At 57.1% G+C, this 14,328-nt stretch carries 13 protein-coding genes; 11 read left to right on the top strand and 2 right to left on the bottom strand.

The annotated features are described in order from the left end of the window. Positions 1 to 3: 3 nt before the first annotated feature. Genes cobN through cobJ form a run of 5 tightly spaced genes read left to right on the top strand, consistent with a single transcriptional unit; the run spans position 4 to position 6,662 of the window. Positions 4 to 3,372, top strand: coding sequence for a cobaltochelatase subunit CobN (cobN, locus tag AC3B6F_RS10205; RefSeq protein WP_489824270.1), 3,369 nt, complete (start codon positions 4 to 6; stop codon positions 3,370 to 3,372). Next, positions 3,369 to 4,553 carry a precorrin-3B synthase gene (gene cobG / locus AC3B6F_RS10200; protein WP_489824269.1) on the top strand — a complete coding sequence of 395 codons (1,185 nt, stop codon included), beginning with the start codon at positions 3,369 to 3,371 and terminating at the stop codon, positions 4,551 to 4,553. Before cobN ends, cobG begins: the two co-directional genes overlap by 4 nt. After that, positions 4,550 to 5,191 carry a precorrin-8X methylmutase gene (locus tag AC3B6F_RS10195; protein ID WP_489824268.1) on the top strand — a complete coding sequence of 214 codons (642 nt, stop codon included), beginning with the start codon at positions 4,550 to 4,552 and terminating at the stop codon, positions 5,189 to 5,191. Before cobG ends, AC3B6F_RS10195 begins: the two co-directional genes overlap by 4 nt. After that, positions 5,188 to 5,913: a precorrin-2 C(20)-methyltransferase gene (locus AC3B6F_RS10190; protein WP_489824267.1), complete on the top strand. Its 726-nt coding sequence runs from the start codon at positions 5,188 to 5,190 to the stop codon at positions 5,911 to 5,913. The genes AC3B6F_RS10195 and AC3B6F_RS10190 overlap by 4 nt, the downstream gene beginning before the upstream one ends. Further along, positions 5,910 to 6,662 (top strand): precorrin-3B C(17)-methyltransferase, encoded by a 753-nt coding sequence (gene cobJ, locus AC3B6F_RS10185; RefSeq protein ID WP_489824266.1) that lies wholly within the window; start codon positions 5,910 to 5,912, stop codon positions 6,660 to 6,662. The genes AC3B6F_RS10190 and cobJ overlap by 4 nt, the downstream gene beginning before the upstream one ends. Here the strand turns inward: cobJ and AC3B6F_RS10180 are convergent. Then, positions 6,635 to 7,396 carry a cobalt-precorrin-6A reductase gene (locus tag AC3B6F_RS10180; RefSeq protein ID WP_489824265.1) on the bottom strand — a complete coding sequence of 254 codons (762 nt, stop codon included), beginning with the start codon at positions 7,394 to 7,396 and terminating at the stop codon, positions 6,635 to 6,637. The genes cobJ and AC3B6F_RS10180 overlap by 28 nt on opposite strands. A gap of 29 nt (positions 7,397 to 7,425) precedes the next feature. On the opposite strand from AC3B6F_RS10180, the gene cbiE reads away from it, so the two are divergent. From cbiE to cobM, 3 genes are read left to right on the top strand one after another with little or no spacing between them, the layout of a single operon-like run. Next, positions 7,426 to 8,646, top strand: coding sequence for a precorrin-6y C5,15-methyltransferase (decarboxylating) subunit CbiE (gene cbiE / locus AC3B6F_RS10175; protein ID WP_489824264.1), 1,221 nt, complete (start codon positions 7,426 to 7,428; stop codon positions 8,644 to 8,646). Beyond that, positions 8,643 to 9,029, top strand: a complete 387-nt coding sequence (locus AC3B6F_RS10170) for a cobalamin biosynthesis protein (protein WP_489824263.1) — start codon at positions 8,643 to 8,645, stop codon at positions 9,027 to 9,029. The genes cbiE and AC3B6F_RS10170 overlap by 4 nt, the downstream gene beginning before the upstream one ends. Then, positions 9,026 to 9,793 carry a precorrin-4 C(11)-methyltransferase gene (gene cobM / locus AC3B6F_RS10165; RefSeq protein ID WP_489824262.1) on the top strand — a complete coding sequence of 256 codons (768 nt, stop codon included), beginning with the start codon at positions 9,026 to 9,028 and terminating at the stop codon, positions 9,791 to 9,793. The genes AC3B6F_RS10170 and cobM overlap by 4 nt, the downstream gene beginning before the upstream one ends. Here cobM and AC3B6F_RS10160 read toward each other — a convergent pair. Beyond that, the gene (locus AC3B6F_RS10160; RefSeq protein ID WP_489824261.1) at positions 9,757 to 10,929 is read right to left on the bottom strand and encodes a cobalt-precorrin-5B (C(1))-methyltransferase; all 1,173 of its coding nucleotides are present in this window, start codon (positions 10,927 to 10,929) and stop codon (positions 9,757 to 9,759) included. The two genes, cobM and AC3B6F_RS10160, sit on opposite strands and share 37 nt — an antisense overlap. Between AC3B6F_RS10160 and AC3B6F_RS10155 the strand changes: the two genes are divergently transcribed. Genes AC3B6F_RS10155 through AC3B6F_RS10145 form a run of 3 tightly spaced genes read left to right on the top strand, consistent with a single transcriptional unit; the run spans position 10,923 to position 14,322 of the window. Further along, complete coding sequence (locus AC3B6F_RS10155) at positions 10,923 to 12,245, top strand: cobyrinic acid a,c-diamide synthase CobB (RefSeq protein ID WP_489824260.1); 1,323 nt, start codon at positions 10,923 to 10,925, stop codon at positions 12,243 to 12,245. The two genes, AC3B6F_RS10160 and AC3B6F_RS10155, sit on opposite strands and share 7 nt — an antisense overlap. After that, entirely contained in the window at positions 12,242 to 12,850 is a 609-nt protein-coding gene (gene cobO / locus AC3B6F_RS10150) for a cob(I)yrinic acid a,c-diamide adenosyltransferase (RefSeq protein WP_489824259.1), read from the top strand. Before AC3B6F_RS10155 ends, cobO begins: the two co-directional genes overlap by 4 nt. Before the next feature lie 29 nt (positions 12,851 to 12,879). Further along, positions 12,880 to 14,322: a cobyric acid synthase gene (locus AC3B6F_RS10145; protein ID WP_034881349.1), complete on the top strand. Its 1,443-nt coding sequence runs from the start codon at positions 12,880 to 12,882 to the stop codon at positions 14,320 to 14,322. The last annotated feature ends 6 nt before the right edge of the window (positions 14,323 to 14,328 follow it).

Below are 14,328 nucleotides of genomic sequence, written 5' to 3'. Positions count from 1 at the left end.
GTCATGCATCTGCTTGTCCGCGAACGACATGGAATAGACGATCAGGACGTGGCCGAGGATCTCGACCATGCGCCAACGGACGTCGTGTTTCTGTCTTTTTCGGACAGTGATCTTTTGGCGCTGGAACAGGCCTACGAAAAGCTGAACGCCTCGTCCCAGGGAGGGGCTGGCTTCTCGCTGAGACTGGTCAATCTCTCGCGGCTCAGACATCCGATGTCCGTCGATCTGTATATCGAGCAGACACTTTCTGAAGCGCATTGTGTTGTGGTGCGTCTTCTGGGGGGGATTGATTACTGGCGATATGGTGCGGAAGAAGTCAGAAACTCCTGTGCCAGAAAGTCCATTTCGCTAGCTTTGTTACCCGGAGATGCCCGTCAGGACGCAAGGCTGGAAGAATGGTCCAATGTTCACGCGACCGATCATGAACGGCTCACGAGCTTTCTGAAAGAAGGAGGTCCGGACAACGCCCGCCGTGCACTGATTCTGATGGCATATCTTGCCGGATGTTGCGCAGATTTGGCTGGGATGCCGGAGCCTGTGCCATCTGTCGGGTTCTATCGCGCCGGAAAGCCCAACCTCTCTTTGCGGGCAACAGTTGTTTTCTATCGCGCCCATCTTCTTGCCGCGGACACAGCGCCCATCGACTATCTGGCAGATGCCTTGGAGGTGGCGGGTCTCTCCGCAGACGTGCTCTATGTTTCCTCTCTCAAAAATCCTGACGTCGCCGAATACCTGCGTCATTATCTGACCCAGTCACGCCCCGACATCATCCTGAATGCAACCTTCTTTTCTGCTCGGGGAGAGGACGGATGTTCTCCACTGGACGACGCGGATGTGCCGGTCCTTCAGGTGTTGCAACCCAATTCAACCTGTCAGTCATGGGAAGAGAGCGGACGCGGCCTGTCTCAATCCGATCTCGCAATGCAGGTTGTTCTTCCCGAACTGGATGGGCGGCTTCTGGCAGGGCCTATTTCGTTCAAGTCAGAAACGGCTCCCGGGGATGCAGCGAGGCATGATCCTTATCCGGCAGGCATATCGGCTGTTGTCGCCCAGGCAAATGCGTGGGCAAGACTGAGGCATCTCAAGCCTGAAAGCAGACATCTGGCCTTGATCCTGTCTGACTATCCGGGCGCAGAAGGCCAGTCGGCTCACGCCGTTGGCCTGGACACGCTTGCCAGTCTCTGTGCCATTGTGGAGGCACTGAAAGACGAAGGGTATAATTGCGGAGGCGCCGAAACATGGTCCAAGGCCCAGTTTGTAAACTCGTTATGTAACAAGCCAGTCCAACAGCTTCTCAGCCTTCAGGAGTATCGAGAAGCGTTTGAAAGTCTGCAGGATCAGTTCCGGCAGTCTGTTCTGAGCGCGTGGGGCGAGCCAGAGGACGACGCCGCTTTTCAGGACGATGGCTTCTGCCTGAAAGCCCTGAGACTTGGGCATATAGTCATCGCAGTCCAGCCTGATCGTGGCGCAGCACTGGACCGCAAGGCACAGTATCACGATCCTGATACGCCCCCGCGTCATGCCTATGTCGCGTTTCATCTCTGGCTGCGTCAGGTGTGCCAGATTGACGTGATGGTTCATCTTGGAACGCATGGCACTTTGGAGTGGCTACCGGGAAAAGCCGTTGCACTATCGCAAGACTGTGCTCCTGCTGTTCTGCGGGGCGCATTGCCTGTTCTCTATCCTTTTATCGTCAATAATCCAGGGGAGGCTGCGGCTGCCAAACGGCGTCTTGGTGCTGTCACCATCGGTCACATGACGCCACCTGTCATGAAGGTGGGACTTGATGCTGGAATGGCCGAACTGGAGCAGTTGATTGACGAATTCGCGGAAGCCGACGGTCTGGACCGTCGACGGGGTGCCATCCTACGGCGTGACATTCTGGACCGTGCATCCGGAATGGGCTTGCTGGCAGAAAGCGGTGTAAAAGCGGGCGAGGGGGATGAAGCTGAGGCTCTGGCCCGTCTGGATGCTTATCTTTGTGATGTGAAAGATCTTCAGATCCGGGACGGACTGCATGTTTTCGGGAAAATCGCTCCTCATGCAGACAGGCTCGCGACGATGGTGTCTTCGGTCGCTCAGACTCCAGCGGGCGAGATTGCTTCCCTGATTGAAGCCAGTGCGGACGCGGAAATGGCTTCGCTGCTTGCTGGACTGGAAGGACGTTTTGTTCGACCTGGTCCTTCGGGCGCGCCGACCCGAGGACGAGTAGATGTTCTTCCGACTGGTCGTAATCTGTTCACCATGGACCCTCGGGCCGTGCCAACGGCATCCGCTGTGGAGTTGGCAAGAGCGCAGGCGCAGCAGATCCTTTTGCGACATCTTCAGGAAGAGGGTGAACCACTCCTGCGCATCGTGATGGATCTGTGGGGCTCATCTACGCTCCGGACTGGTGGGGAGGATCTGGCACTGGCGCTTCTTCTGATGGGCGTTGAACCTCTCTGGGATGCGTCCAGTGGGCGTGTTTCCGGAATTGAGGTTACGCCAATCGCTGTTCTGGATAGGCCACGGGTAGACGTCACACTCAGAATTTCCGGCCTGTTCCGAGATGCTTTTCCCGGTCAGATTGCCTTGTTCGATCAGGCCGTTCAGGCCGTCTCTGCCCGCGAGGAAGGGGAAGAGTGGAACCCTCTCGCCGCCAGTGTCCACGATCTTGAAGGAGAAGAGCGCAAAGCGGCAACAGCACGGATCTTCGGAGCCGCTCCGGGAACGTACGGAACCGGTATTGAGGAGATGCTGGCAAGAGGAACGTGGGAGACACGATGTGAACTCGGTCAGTCCTATCTTGAAGGGAATGACTGGATGTATGGGGGGGGACGTGACGGTACGCGGAATGCGGCAGCTTTGGCAGAAAAGCTCAAACAGACGGATGCTATTCTGCATGTTCAGGACCATGCGGAAACCGATATTCTAGAGAGTCCTGACGTAGCCGCACATGAGGGTGGACTTTTTGCTGCTGCTGAGATGCTGGGAGCAGATCCTGCCCTCTGGCATGGAGACACATCCCGTCCGGACGCACCACGTCTGCGCGATACTGAAGCAGAAGTTGCGCGGATCGTCCGGGGGCGCTTGGCAAACCCGCGGTGGCTGGAGGGTATGCGGCGGCATGATTATCGTGGGGCCGCGGAAATGGCACGTGGGCTGGACGCACTATGCGCCTTCGCGGCGACTGTGCCAACGCGGTTCGATCATCAGTTCGATCTTGTCTTTGCGGCTACCCTTGGAGACGAAACCTGCAATACGTTCCTGCAACGCGCCAATCCGCAGGCGAGACACGCGATGCGAGAGCGCTTTCAGGACATGATCCGTCGCGGCCTGTGGCATCCTCGGAGCAATAGTGTAACAGCTTTTCTGGATGAGGGGCAGGGATGAGCGATACCTTTCTGGTCCGTGGCTGGTGTCCCGATCTTTTTGCGCCGATGAAGGCTCGCGACGGTTTTCTCGTGCGGATCAGACCTCCAATAGAGGGGCTCGATGCTGGGCAGGCGCACGCGATAGCCGCCATCGCGTCCGAACATGGAAATGGTACAATCGAACTGACAAACCGGGGAAACCTGCAACTTCGCGGCTTTTCGCTCGACGGCGTTCACTTGGCCGGTAAAATTGCAGTGGAATGGGGAATTGCTGACCCTAACCCGGCACGGGAGCGAAGACGGGCAGTTCTTGTCTCTCCCTTGGCTGGACATGATCCGGCGTGTAACCCTGATACACTCGCTGTTTCCAGAAGACTTCAGGCAGAGCTCCTGGCGCATGATCGGCTTGACAGCCTGAGCGGTAAGTTCGGGTGGGGTGTGGATGGCGGCGGATTTGTGTCTGCAGGAGCAATCTGCGCCGATATAGTTCTTCAGGCGCAGCAGGATGGGTGGGCAGTGCGCTGTGGTGGTCTGACAACCGAGATCCTGGACGAAAAGATGGCGGTCCAAAGGGTTATCGCCCTCTCTGATGCGTTCGCCAGACAGTCAAGCATCAAGCGTCCAGCCCATAATGATGGCGTCACAAAATCCTTGTTGGAGAAGGTAGGCTTCCGGAAATATCTTCCAACCGAACCTGTCCCTGTTTTCGTGCTTCCTGTGGGCCAACTTCCCGGATGCAGGGCCGGAATAGGGCTTCCACTCGGTAGACTACAGGCTGCTAACTTCAGTTTTTTGGCCGAACAGCTCGGAGAAGACCGTTTGCGCGTGACGCCTTGGCGAGGTGTCATCATGCCTGAAAATACCACAAACCATCCAGGTTTTATCGTGGACGCTGCTGACCCGCGCCTTCGGATTGAAGCATGTGTCGGTGTGTCAGGATGTGAAAGAGCAACAGAGGATGTTGCCGAAACTGCCCTGGCTCTGGCATCTGACGTTCCTCCTGGCTGTGTGCTGCATGTTTCAGGCTGCGTAAAAGGATGCGCTCATCCCGGCGCAGCGGATATGACGCTCATTGCCAGAAACGGACAATATGATGCTGTGCGCAATGGGTGCACGAAAGATACGGTCTCGTGGTCCAACAGGGACTTACCCGACATCCGGGCCCTGCTATCCCGCGAACTGAAGGAGATACAGGCTTGAGCGCCGGACCTTATTCTTACGACTACATCCGGGATGGCGCTGCCATTTACGCCCGATCCTTTGCCACCATCCGGGGCGAAGCGGACCTGTCTGCTTTCACACCCGAGCAGGCACAGATCGTGGTTCGCATCATTCATGCCTGTGGGATGGTTGATGTCGCAGGTTCAGTCAGCATGACAGCCGATCTTGTGAGTGCTGCACGGGACGCTTTGAAAGCGGGTAAGCCCATTTTGTGCGATTCAGAGATGGTCGCGCACGGTATCACCCGGGCGCGGCTTCCAGCGAATAACGCTGTAATCTGTACTCTGCGTGATCCCCGCACGCCGGAACTCGCACGGACCATTGGGAATACGCGCTCAGCCGCTGCTCTCGATCTGTGGGGAGACCAGCTTGAAGGAGCCGTTGTTGCAATCGGGAATGCCCCGACTGCCTTGTTCCATCTTCTGGAGTTGATTGACGCGGGCGGCCCACGACCTGCAGCCATTATCGGTATGCCGGTAGGATTTGTTGGGGCCGCTGAATCCAAGGATGCCTTGGCTGAAAGATTAGACTTGCCGCATGTGATTGTTCGCGGGCGTCTGGGAGGAAGTTCAATGGCTGCCGCAGCCATCAATGCACTGGCTAGTGAAACCGAATGACAGACGCTACGGTCTATGTTGTGGGTGTGGGCCCGGGTGATCCTGAACTCATGACGTTCAAGGCAGCGAAGGTTATCGCCCAGTCTCCCACAATCGCGTATTTCTGTCGGCATGACCGGATGGGCCATGCGCGCCGCATTGCGGACGCTCACATTGCGGAAGGGACGCGCGAATTGCGATTTGCGTATCCGTTCACCACAGAACGTCAGGTCAATGATCCGTCCTATCATTCTGATATGTCGTCTTTCTATGATGGCTGCACGGGGCAGATCGAAGCTGAAATCCAGCTTGGACGAGATGTGGCGATCCTGTGCGAGGGAGATCCGTTTCTATACGGGTCTGCGATGTATCTGTTTGATCGTCTGAAAGCCGGTATCCCCTGTGAGGTCATTCCCGGCATCACGGGCATGAGTGGATGCTGGACGGAAGCCGCGCTTCCCATGACCCATGGTGACGATGTATTGTGCGTCCTGCCTGCCACCATGCCGGAAGATGATCTGGCTCACTGGCTTGAAAAGGCGGATGCGGCCGTCGTGATGAAGCTTGGGCGCAATCTTCCCAAGCTTGAGGCGGCCCTGAAACGCGCTGGCAGGATGCAGGACGCAGTTTACGTTGAGCGTGGAACGCAGGATGATGCCCGCGTCATGCCTCTGGCAGACATGTCCGAACCTGCACCCTATTTTTCCCTCGCTCTCCTGCCAGGGCGCCGGGGTATCCGATGAGTCGCATTTTCGTCATCGGACTTGGGCCGGGTAATCCGGATCAGCAGACGCCAGAAGCGCGCAAGGCGCTATCTCTGGTAACGGACGTGATTGGCTACGGGCCTTACGTAGCCCGTCTTGAACTGCCCGAAACCGTTGTGCGTCACCCCTCTGACAACAGGGTGGAACTGGATCGCGCCCGACATGCTCTGGAACTTGCAGGGCAGGGACGCTGTGTTGCGATCGTTTCAGGCGGGGATGCCGGTGTCTTTGGTATGGCTAGCGCGCTGTTTGAGGCGATCGACTATGGATTGGAGCTATGGCGGACTACCGAGGTCACTGTCGTTCCCGGCGTGTCAGCCGTACTCGCGGCGGCGGCCCGGATCGGCGCGCCTTTGGGAGGTGATTTTTGTGTCATGTCCCTGTCAGACAATCTCAAGCCATGGGATGTTGTTTGCCGCAGATTAAAGCTGGCAGCAGAGGCCGGATTTGTGATTGCACTGTACAATCCACGGTCCAAAGCGAGGCCATGGCAGCTTGGTGAGGCGTTGGATATTCTCCGAACCTGTCTGCCGGGTACAGTGCCAGTTGCGTTTGCCCGCGCCATTGGACGTCCCGATGAACGCCTCACGCTCACGGATCTGACGAATGCTGATCCAGAGTGTGTTGATATGAGCACGCTGGTTCTTATCGGCAGTGAACTGACCCGGAAGATTGAGAGGCCTCAGGGAGAAGCCTGGCTTTACACGTCCCGGTCAGTTCCAGCATGACGATGCTTTTGCAGCCAAAGAAGTGCCTCACGGACGGTCGAGACAGTCTCTGCCAGTGGCGATACCGGACGATCAATCATGATAACCGGCACCCCAAGGTTTCGGGCTGCAGCAAGCTTGGCGGAGGTCGCATCGGAGCCCGCATTCTTCGTGACCAGTACCTCAATGGCATGATCTTTCATGAGGGCCATTTCACTGACAACAGTAAACGGCGGCCGGGCGAGGAAAAGCGTTACGTTCGGCGGCAGGGACGAAGGCTCAGGTGCGTCAATGCTACGCAGGACGTAATGATGTTGAGAGGCGCGTTGAAACGGGTCGAGATCCTTCCGACCCGTCGTCAAAAAGACGGTCTGGGGAGCATCTCCAAGCGCCGCCGCGGCAGCTTCAATACTCGAAACATGCGTCCATTGGTCTCCCTCGACTTCCGTCCAGGCTGGGCGGTCTATCCGAAGCAATGGAATACCGCTGCGGGCACAGGCCATCGCAGCATGGCGGCTCATCTGGGCTGCAAAAGGATGCGTGGCATCCACAACGGCCCCCACGTTCTGGTCCCGCAGGAAATCACGCAGTCCGTCCGCTCCACCAAACCCACCAATTCGCACCGAAACAGTTGGCAAAACCGGATTTTTCGTTACCCCGGCGAGGGAGAAAACGGTGTCATACTCGTCACGAGAGCCAAGCAGCTGAGCCAGTTGGCTGGCTTGGGTAGTGCCCCCAAGGATCAGAACGCGCATAGAATTTGTCCCTCTGCCGGAGCAGGCCGATGACAGCCCCATGGCTCAGCGTTATCGGAATTGGCGAGGATGGTGTCGAGGGGCTTTCCTCTCTTGCGCGTCAGATCATCGCTCAGGCGGAAATCGTTGTCGGCGGAGAGCGTCATCTGAGGCTGGCGGGCAGCGTGATCCGGGGAGCAACAGAAACTTGGGGTTCGCCGTTTTCTGACGGGATACAGCGTGTTCTGGAGATGCGAGGAAAACCCGTAACCGTTCTGGCTTCGGGAGATCCATTCTTTTTTGGTGTCGGAAGCACGCTTTCCAGGCATCTTGAATCCGGAGAACTGATCTGCATACCCGCACCATCTTCAATCGCCTGGGCCTGTGCCCGTCTTGGATGGTCACAGCAAGACGTTCGTGTCCTTTCGCTATGCGGGAGACTTTTGGAAACACTTGCACCGCATCTACAACCTACTTTGAGACTGGTTGTGCTTTCTGCTGATGGGAATACACCCGGAATGGTCTGCCGCTTTCTGGCGGACCGAGGGTTTGGAAAGTCCCGAATTCATGTCCTGGAGCATCTTGGAGGCCCTGACGAACGCATAAGCTGTTTCCGGGCAGAAGATGGCACATTGCCTGTCTCGGATCTCAATCTGATCGGAATTGAGGTCGAGGCGAATAAAGACGCGCGGGTTATTCCTCTGGCGTCTGGCCTTGATGACGATCTGTTCGAGCATGACGGGCAGATTACCAAGCGCGAAATTCGTTCCATCACCCTCTCCACGCTTGCGCCAAGAGCGGGGGAGGTTCTGTGGGACATTGGAGGAGGGGCCGGGTCGGTCGCGATTGAATGGATGCTGCGCCACCCCTCAAATCGCGCGATCGCTATTGAACAGAATTCAGAACGGGCAGCCCGGATCAGCCGCAACGCTCTGACGCTGGGCGTTCCCGGTCTGCAGGTCGTAGAAGGTCGTGCGCCCGGGGCGCTTGTATCTCTGGATCGTCCTGATGCCGTGTTCATTGGCGGGGGACTCACCAGCGAGGCTATCTTCCTGCATGCGCGCAAGGCGCTCCCCGTAGGAGGACGTCTTGTCGCCAATGCTGTGACGCTTGAAGGAGAGGCCATACTGGCAGCTCAACATGCGAAATATGGTGGCACCCTAACGCGCATCGGTATTGAACGGCTCGACACGGTGGGCCGTCTTCATGCATTCCGGCCCGCTATGCGGGTCACCCAATATGGGACGACAATCTCAGGGGACAGTGAATGATTGTTGCAGGTATTGGCTGTCGGCCAGACATTACCACAGATGCTTTGTTGTCGCTGGTCCAACGTGTTTCGGCTGGTCACTCATTGGCCAGGCTCGCTGCTCCGGCCTTCAGAAAAGGGGAGCCAGCTATTTCTGCGCTAGCGAAAACTTTGAAAGTTGAACTGGTCTGGATCAGCGCGCAGGACATGGCTGAACGACAGGTAGAATGTGAAACCCATTCAGCCGTCGCTTTCGAAAAAACCGGTTTCAGTTCCGTGGCCGAAGCGTGCGCTCTTGCCGGAGCAGGGCCCAAAAGCCGCCTGCTCATCACACGACAGAGCAACAGAGACGTGACCTGCGCACTTGCGATATCATCAAACACGACAGGAATAGAGAACGGATGACGGTTCATTTCATTGGCGCTGGTCCTGGCGCAGCCGATCTTCTGACACTCCGGGGTCGTGACATTCTGGCTTCCTGCCCGGTCTGTCTCTATGCGGGCTCCATCGTCCCTGAGGAAATGCTGGAGCATTGCCCGCAAGACGTCCGCAAAGTAAACACTGCGCCGCTTTCTCTGGACCAGATCGAGCAGGAATATGTTCGAGCTTATGAAGCCGGACAGGACGTTGCGCGTCTCCACTCTGGAGACCTTTCTATTTACAGTGCAATCGCCGAACAGACCCGTCGTCTGGACAGGTTGGGGATTCCCTGGACCATGACACCTGGTGTGCCTGCTTTCGCTGCGGCCGCGTCTGTTCTCGGCAAAGAACTGACAGTCCCCGAAGTGGCGCAGACTGTCGTACTCACCCGCGTTAGCGGGCGTGCATCGTCCATGCCTCCCCGGGAAACATTGGCAGCTTATGCAGCGACGGGAGCAACGCTTGCCATCCATCTTGCAGTCCATGCGCTTGAGCGAATCGTAAAGGAGCTGCTGCCGTTTTATGGGGCAGACTGCCCAGTGGCAGTCGTTGCACGGGCAACCTGGCCGGACCAGATTACCATTCGGGCAACACTTGGCACATTGCTGGAAAAAGCAGCTGAAAGCCCCGTCGAACGGACCGCTCTTGTTCTGGTGGGGCCTGCTCTCGACGCGGAAGAATTTCGCGAGAGTGCGCTGTATGACCCCGAGTATCAGAGACGTTTCAGAGGTGGGTTACCCACTGGATGACTGCGCCCAACGCACTGCCCTTGTCGGTCAAATACCAGCACATCCAGCATGACGTTACTCCCTTCCAGAACGCTGAGGGCAAATTGCCGTGCAACACTTGCGATATGATCCCCAAGCGGGATCCCCGCCTGGGATGCAAGCAAAAAGGCTTCTGCAACGGTTGGCGTGAGGGCAATGGCCTCCGCGAGGTCTGGGGTGGCACCAGCAGTCGTCGCCAGCGCCGCGAGGGCAGCCATGTCGGCACTTCCTCGTTTGGAATGCAGATCCATCCGGCCCTGAGCCAGTTTCGTCATTTTCGCAATACCACCCCCGATCGTCAGACGTGGGACCGGATGGCGTCGGATATATTTGAGAACACCACCTGCGAAATCTCCCATTTCGATCAGAGCCGTCTCCGGCAACCCGTAAAGTTCCTGAACAGCACGTTCAGAGACGTTTCCAGTGGTAGCAGCCAGGTGGGGAAGGTTAAGGGCACGCGCGACGTCAATGCCTCGATGGATACTGTCGATCCATGCGGAGCAGGAAAAAGGTACGACAATCCCAGTTGTGCCCAGAATAGACAGACCGCCAACAATCCCCAGCCGACTGTTCAGTGTTTTTTTCGCCAAGGCGATCCCGTTTTCGACCGACACAGTCACTTCCGCGGAAACATCCGGTCCGGAAACGTCTTCAAGCGCGCGAATAATCATCTGGCGGGGAACAGGGTTTATGGCGGGCTCTCCGGGTGGCAGAGGCAGACCGGGACGGGTAATGGTGCCGACACCGACACCCGCTACGAATATCACACCGTTTCCCGATGGATGTTCCCGTACCGCCGCATGAATGAGAGCGCCATGCGTCACATCCGGGTCATCGCCCGCGTCCTTGACGACGGCCGCCCAGGCTCCGTTTTCGTTGAAGCCCTGACTAGCCAGAACGAAGCTGGCCGATTTGCCGCCAGGAAGAGTGATGAGGACCGGATCAGGGAACTGACCCGTCTTCAAAGCCGTCCACGCTGCCTTGGCCGCCGCCGTAGCGCAGCTTCCGGTCGTCCAGCCATATCGGAGTGGGGGCGCTTGGGCAGTCATCAGGTACAGAATACGATATTTATGCTTGAAAGCGAGCCACACCCCCTGAACGAAGGCAAGAAATGACACGCGCTATCATGATTGCCGCTCCCCGTTCAGGGGGAGGGAAGACAACGATGACCCTCGGGCTGCTGGCGGCTCTACGCGGAAGAAACATTGCCGTACAGGCGGCGAAAACCGGGCCAGACTATATAGACCCTGCGTTTCATGAGGTTGTGACAGGACGCTCCAGCCTCAATTTGGACAGTTGGGCCATGACGCCCAGCCTTTTGGAAACCATGCTGGCCCGGTCTGCTGAAGGGGCGGACCTGCTGGTGGTTGAATCGGCTATGGGATTGTTTGATGGGCTGCTCGGGCCTGAAAAGTCGCGCGGAGCACCATCGGATATCGCGGCCCGTTTCGATATTCCGGTTGTGCTGGTTCTGGATATCTCAGGACAGGGACAATCAGCCGCTGCCATCGCACATGGCTTCGCAACACTGGACCCGGATGTTCGTGTTGCGGGTGTTGTTCTGAACCAGGTTGCGTCCCCCCGTCATCTTTCCATGGCGCGTGAGGCTGTGCTTGCGGCTGGAATCCCGGTTCTGGGAGCCTTCATGCGTGATCCGTCTCTAAAATTGCCAGAACGGCATCTTGGACTGGTGCAGGCACGAGAACAGGCGACGTTAGAAGAGCTCCTCCAGCGCCTTCAAAGCCGTGCGGAAGAATCTCTTGATCTCGATAGTCTTCTTCAGGCCGCATCCCCATTGAACGCGCAGGACAGAGGAGAGCTTGCAGTCCTGCCCCCTGGACAACGGATCGCCATTGCGGATGATGCTGCATTTTCCTTTCTTTACGGGCATGTTGCAAAAAGCTGGCGGCAGGCCGGTGCAGAACTGATCCCGTTCTCGCCTCTCGCCAATGAGGGGCCTGATGAGAGCTGCGACGCCTGTTGGCTTCCCGGTGGATATCCGGAACTGCATGCAAGCTCTCTGGCTGCGGCCGATCAGTTCATCAACCGTCTTGCAGCTTTCTCCCGAACGCGCCCGGTTCATGGAGAATGTGGAGGCTTCATGGTGCTGGGACGGATGCTTGAAGATGCTGATGGCATAATCCATCAGATGACCGGCCTTCTCAGCCATGAGACAAGTTTCGCAAAGCGGAAAATGAATCTTGGCTATCGGGAAGCTATTCTCCAGACGGATTGCGCTCTGGGTACGAAAGGCGCGGTTTTCCGCGGGCATGAGTTTCACTACGCCCGTGTGACAAATCCGGGAACAGACTCTGCGCTGGCACTCCTTCGCGATGGGAATGGCAACGATCTGGGATCAGCAGGCGGATATCGTGGGCATGTGTCAGGTTCATTTTTTCACGTCATGGCAGGCAGAGGCAGGGATGCGGCATGAGCAATTCGGATGAAAACGCCCGCTATCGGGAAAAAATGCAGAAACGCAAGGATGTGCAGGACCAGGAAGTCGCATCCAAGACCGTGGAAAAAGGCATTCTGGCCGTTCACACCGGATCGGGAAAAGGGAAGTCAACGGCGGCTTTCGGCCTTGCTCTGAGGGCACTGGGTCATGGCCGACGCGTTGTGGTGGTACAGTTCATCAAAGGGGCCTGGATGACGGGAGAAAGGTCCGCGCTGGAGCGTTTTGATGACCTTCTTGAATGGCACACCATGGGCGAGGGCTTTACATGGGAGACACAGGATCGCTCAAAGGATATCGCGGCCTGTGAGCGCGCGTGGGAGGTTGCGAAAGCAGCTTTGAAGCGTGACGATGTCGGTTTGGTGGTTCTGGACGAACTGAATATTGCCCTGCGTTATGACTACCTTCCGCTGGAGCAGGTTCTGTCTGACCTCAAGGACAGACCAGCCATGCAGCACGTCGTCATTACTGGCAGAAACGCCAAGCCTGCTTTGGTGGAAGCAGCGGATCTGGTGACGGAAATGACATTGGTAAAGCATCATTTCAGCGCAGGCGTCAAAGCACAGGCCGGGTTTGAATTCTGATGGGTAGCGTACCGAAGACGCGGGCTCTCATGTTTCAGGGAACCGGCTCCAGCGTTGGAAAATCGGTGCTGGTTGCGGGTATTGCCCGTGCTTTGACGCGACGTGGACTAAAGGTAAGGCCCTTCAAACCTCAGAATATGTCCAATAACGCCGCCGTAACGCGCGATGGTGGTGAAATCGGGCGTGCGCAGGCCTTGCAGGCGCGCGCTTGCGGTGTTGATCCAACGGTCGATATGAACCCCGTTTTGCTGAAGCCACAAAGCGAAACCGGCTCACAGCTGGTCGTCTGTGGAAAGATGCGCGGAACCGTTCGGGCTCGGGAATATCAAAGCGTCAAAAAAGCTCTTCTACCAGAAGTTCTCAGTGCTTTTCAGCGACTGGCGGCAGACGCGGATATTGTTTTGATCGAAGGGGCAGGGTCTGCGTCCGAAGTCAATCTCAGGGCGAATGACATTGCTAATATGGGGTTTGCTGAGGCAGCGAATGTCAACGTCGTTCTGATTGGTGATATTGACCGGGGTGGCGTGATTGCCAGTCTGGTGGGCACACAAGCTGTTCTACCTGACACGGATGCCGCGCGGATCAAGGGATTTATTGTCAACAGAATGCGTGGAGATGCCTCGCTGTTTGCTGCAGGTATGACCGTTATCGCGCAGCAAACAGGTTGGCCGCCTCTTGGACTTGTCACGCATCTGGCGCGCGTCGGAGATCTGCCGGCCGAGGACGCTTCAGACCTTATAACGACCACGGGGGCTGCGAGTGGCCTTCGCATAGTCGTGCCGCACCTGCCGACAATTGCCAATTTTGATGATCTCGATCCCTTAAAATCCGATCCGGGCGTTTCTCTGGATATTGTTCCGCCGGGTCGGCCGCTCCCCGTGTGTGACCTCGTTATTCTTCCAGGATCAAAGGCGACTATTTCTGACCTGAAGGCCTTCAGAGAACAGGGGTGGGATATAGATCTCAAGGCCCATGTCCGTCGGGGAGGCCGGGTTCTGGGTATCTGTGGGGGGTATCAGATGCTTGGCCACACGATTGAAGATCGGGAGGGCCTTGAAGGCTCCTGCGAAATGGTGGAAGGGCTGGGTCTGCTGAATGTGAAGACGGTTCTGACAAAGGAGAAACGTCTGACCGAAGTGTGCGGAACACTTCTTCCAGAAAACATTGGGCTGTCCGGATATGAGATTCATATTGGCCGTACGACCGGTACGGATTGCAGCAGACCCTTTGCTGATCTTGAAGGCCAGCCTGATGGTGCCGTTTCTGCAAACGGGCAGGTCTGGGGAACGTATCTGCATGGGCTGCTTTCCGGCGGCAAGGCACGCGCAGCACTTCTCGCACGTCTTGGGATGCCACTCAGTTCCTTGCAGGATCAGGATGAGCGTGTTGAAAACGCCCTGGAGGCATGGGCTGACCATCTGGAGAACTGTCTGGATCTGGACGCGCTTTTATCGCTGGCTCAGCCTGTTTGATGTGCG

The organism is Gluconobacter sp. ESL1110, from assembly GCF_058107395.1.
This window is presented reverse-complemented; position numbering and strand designations above follow the sequence as displayed.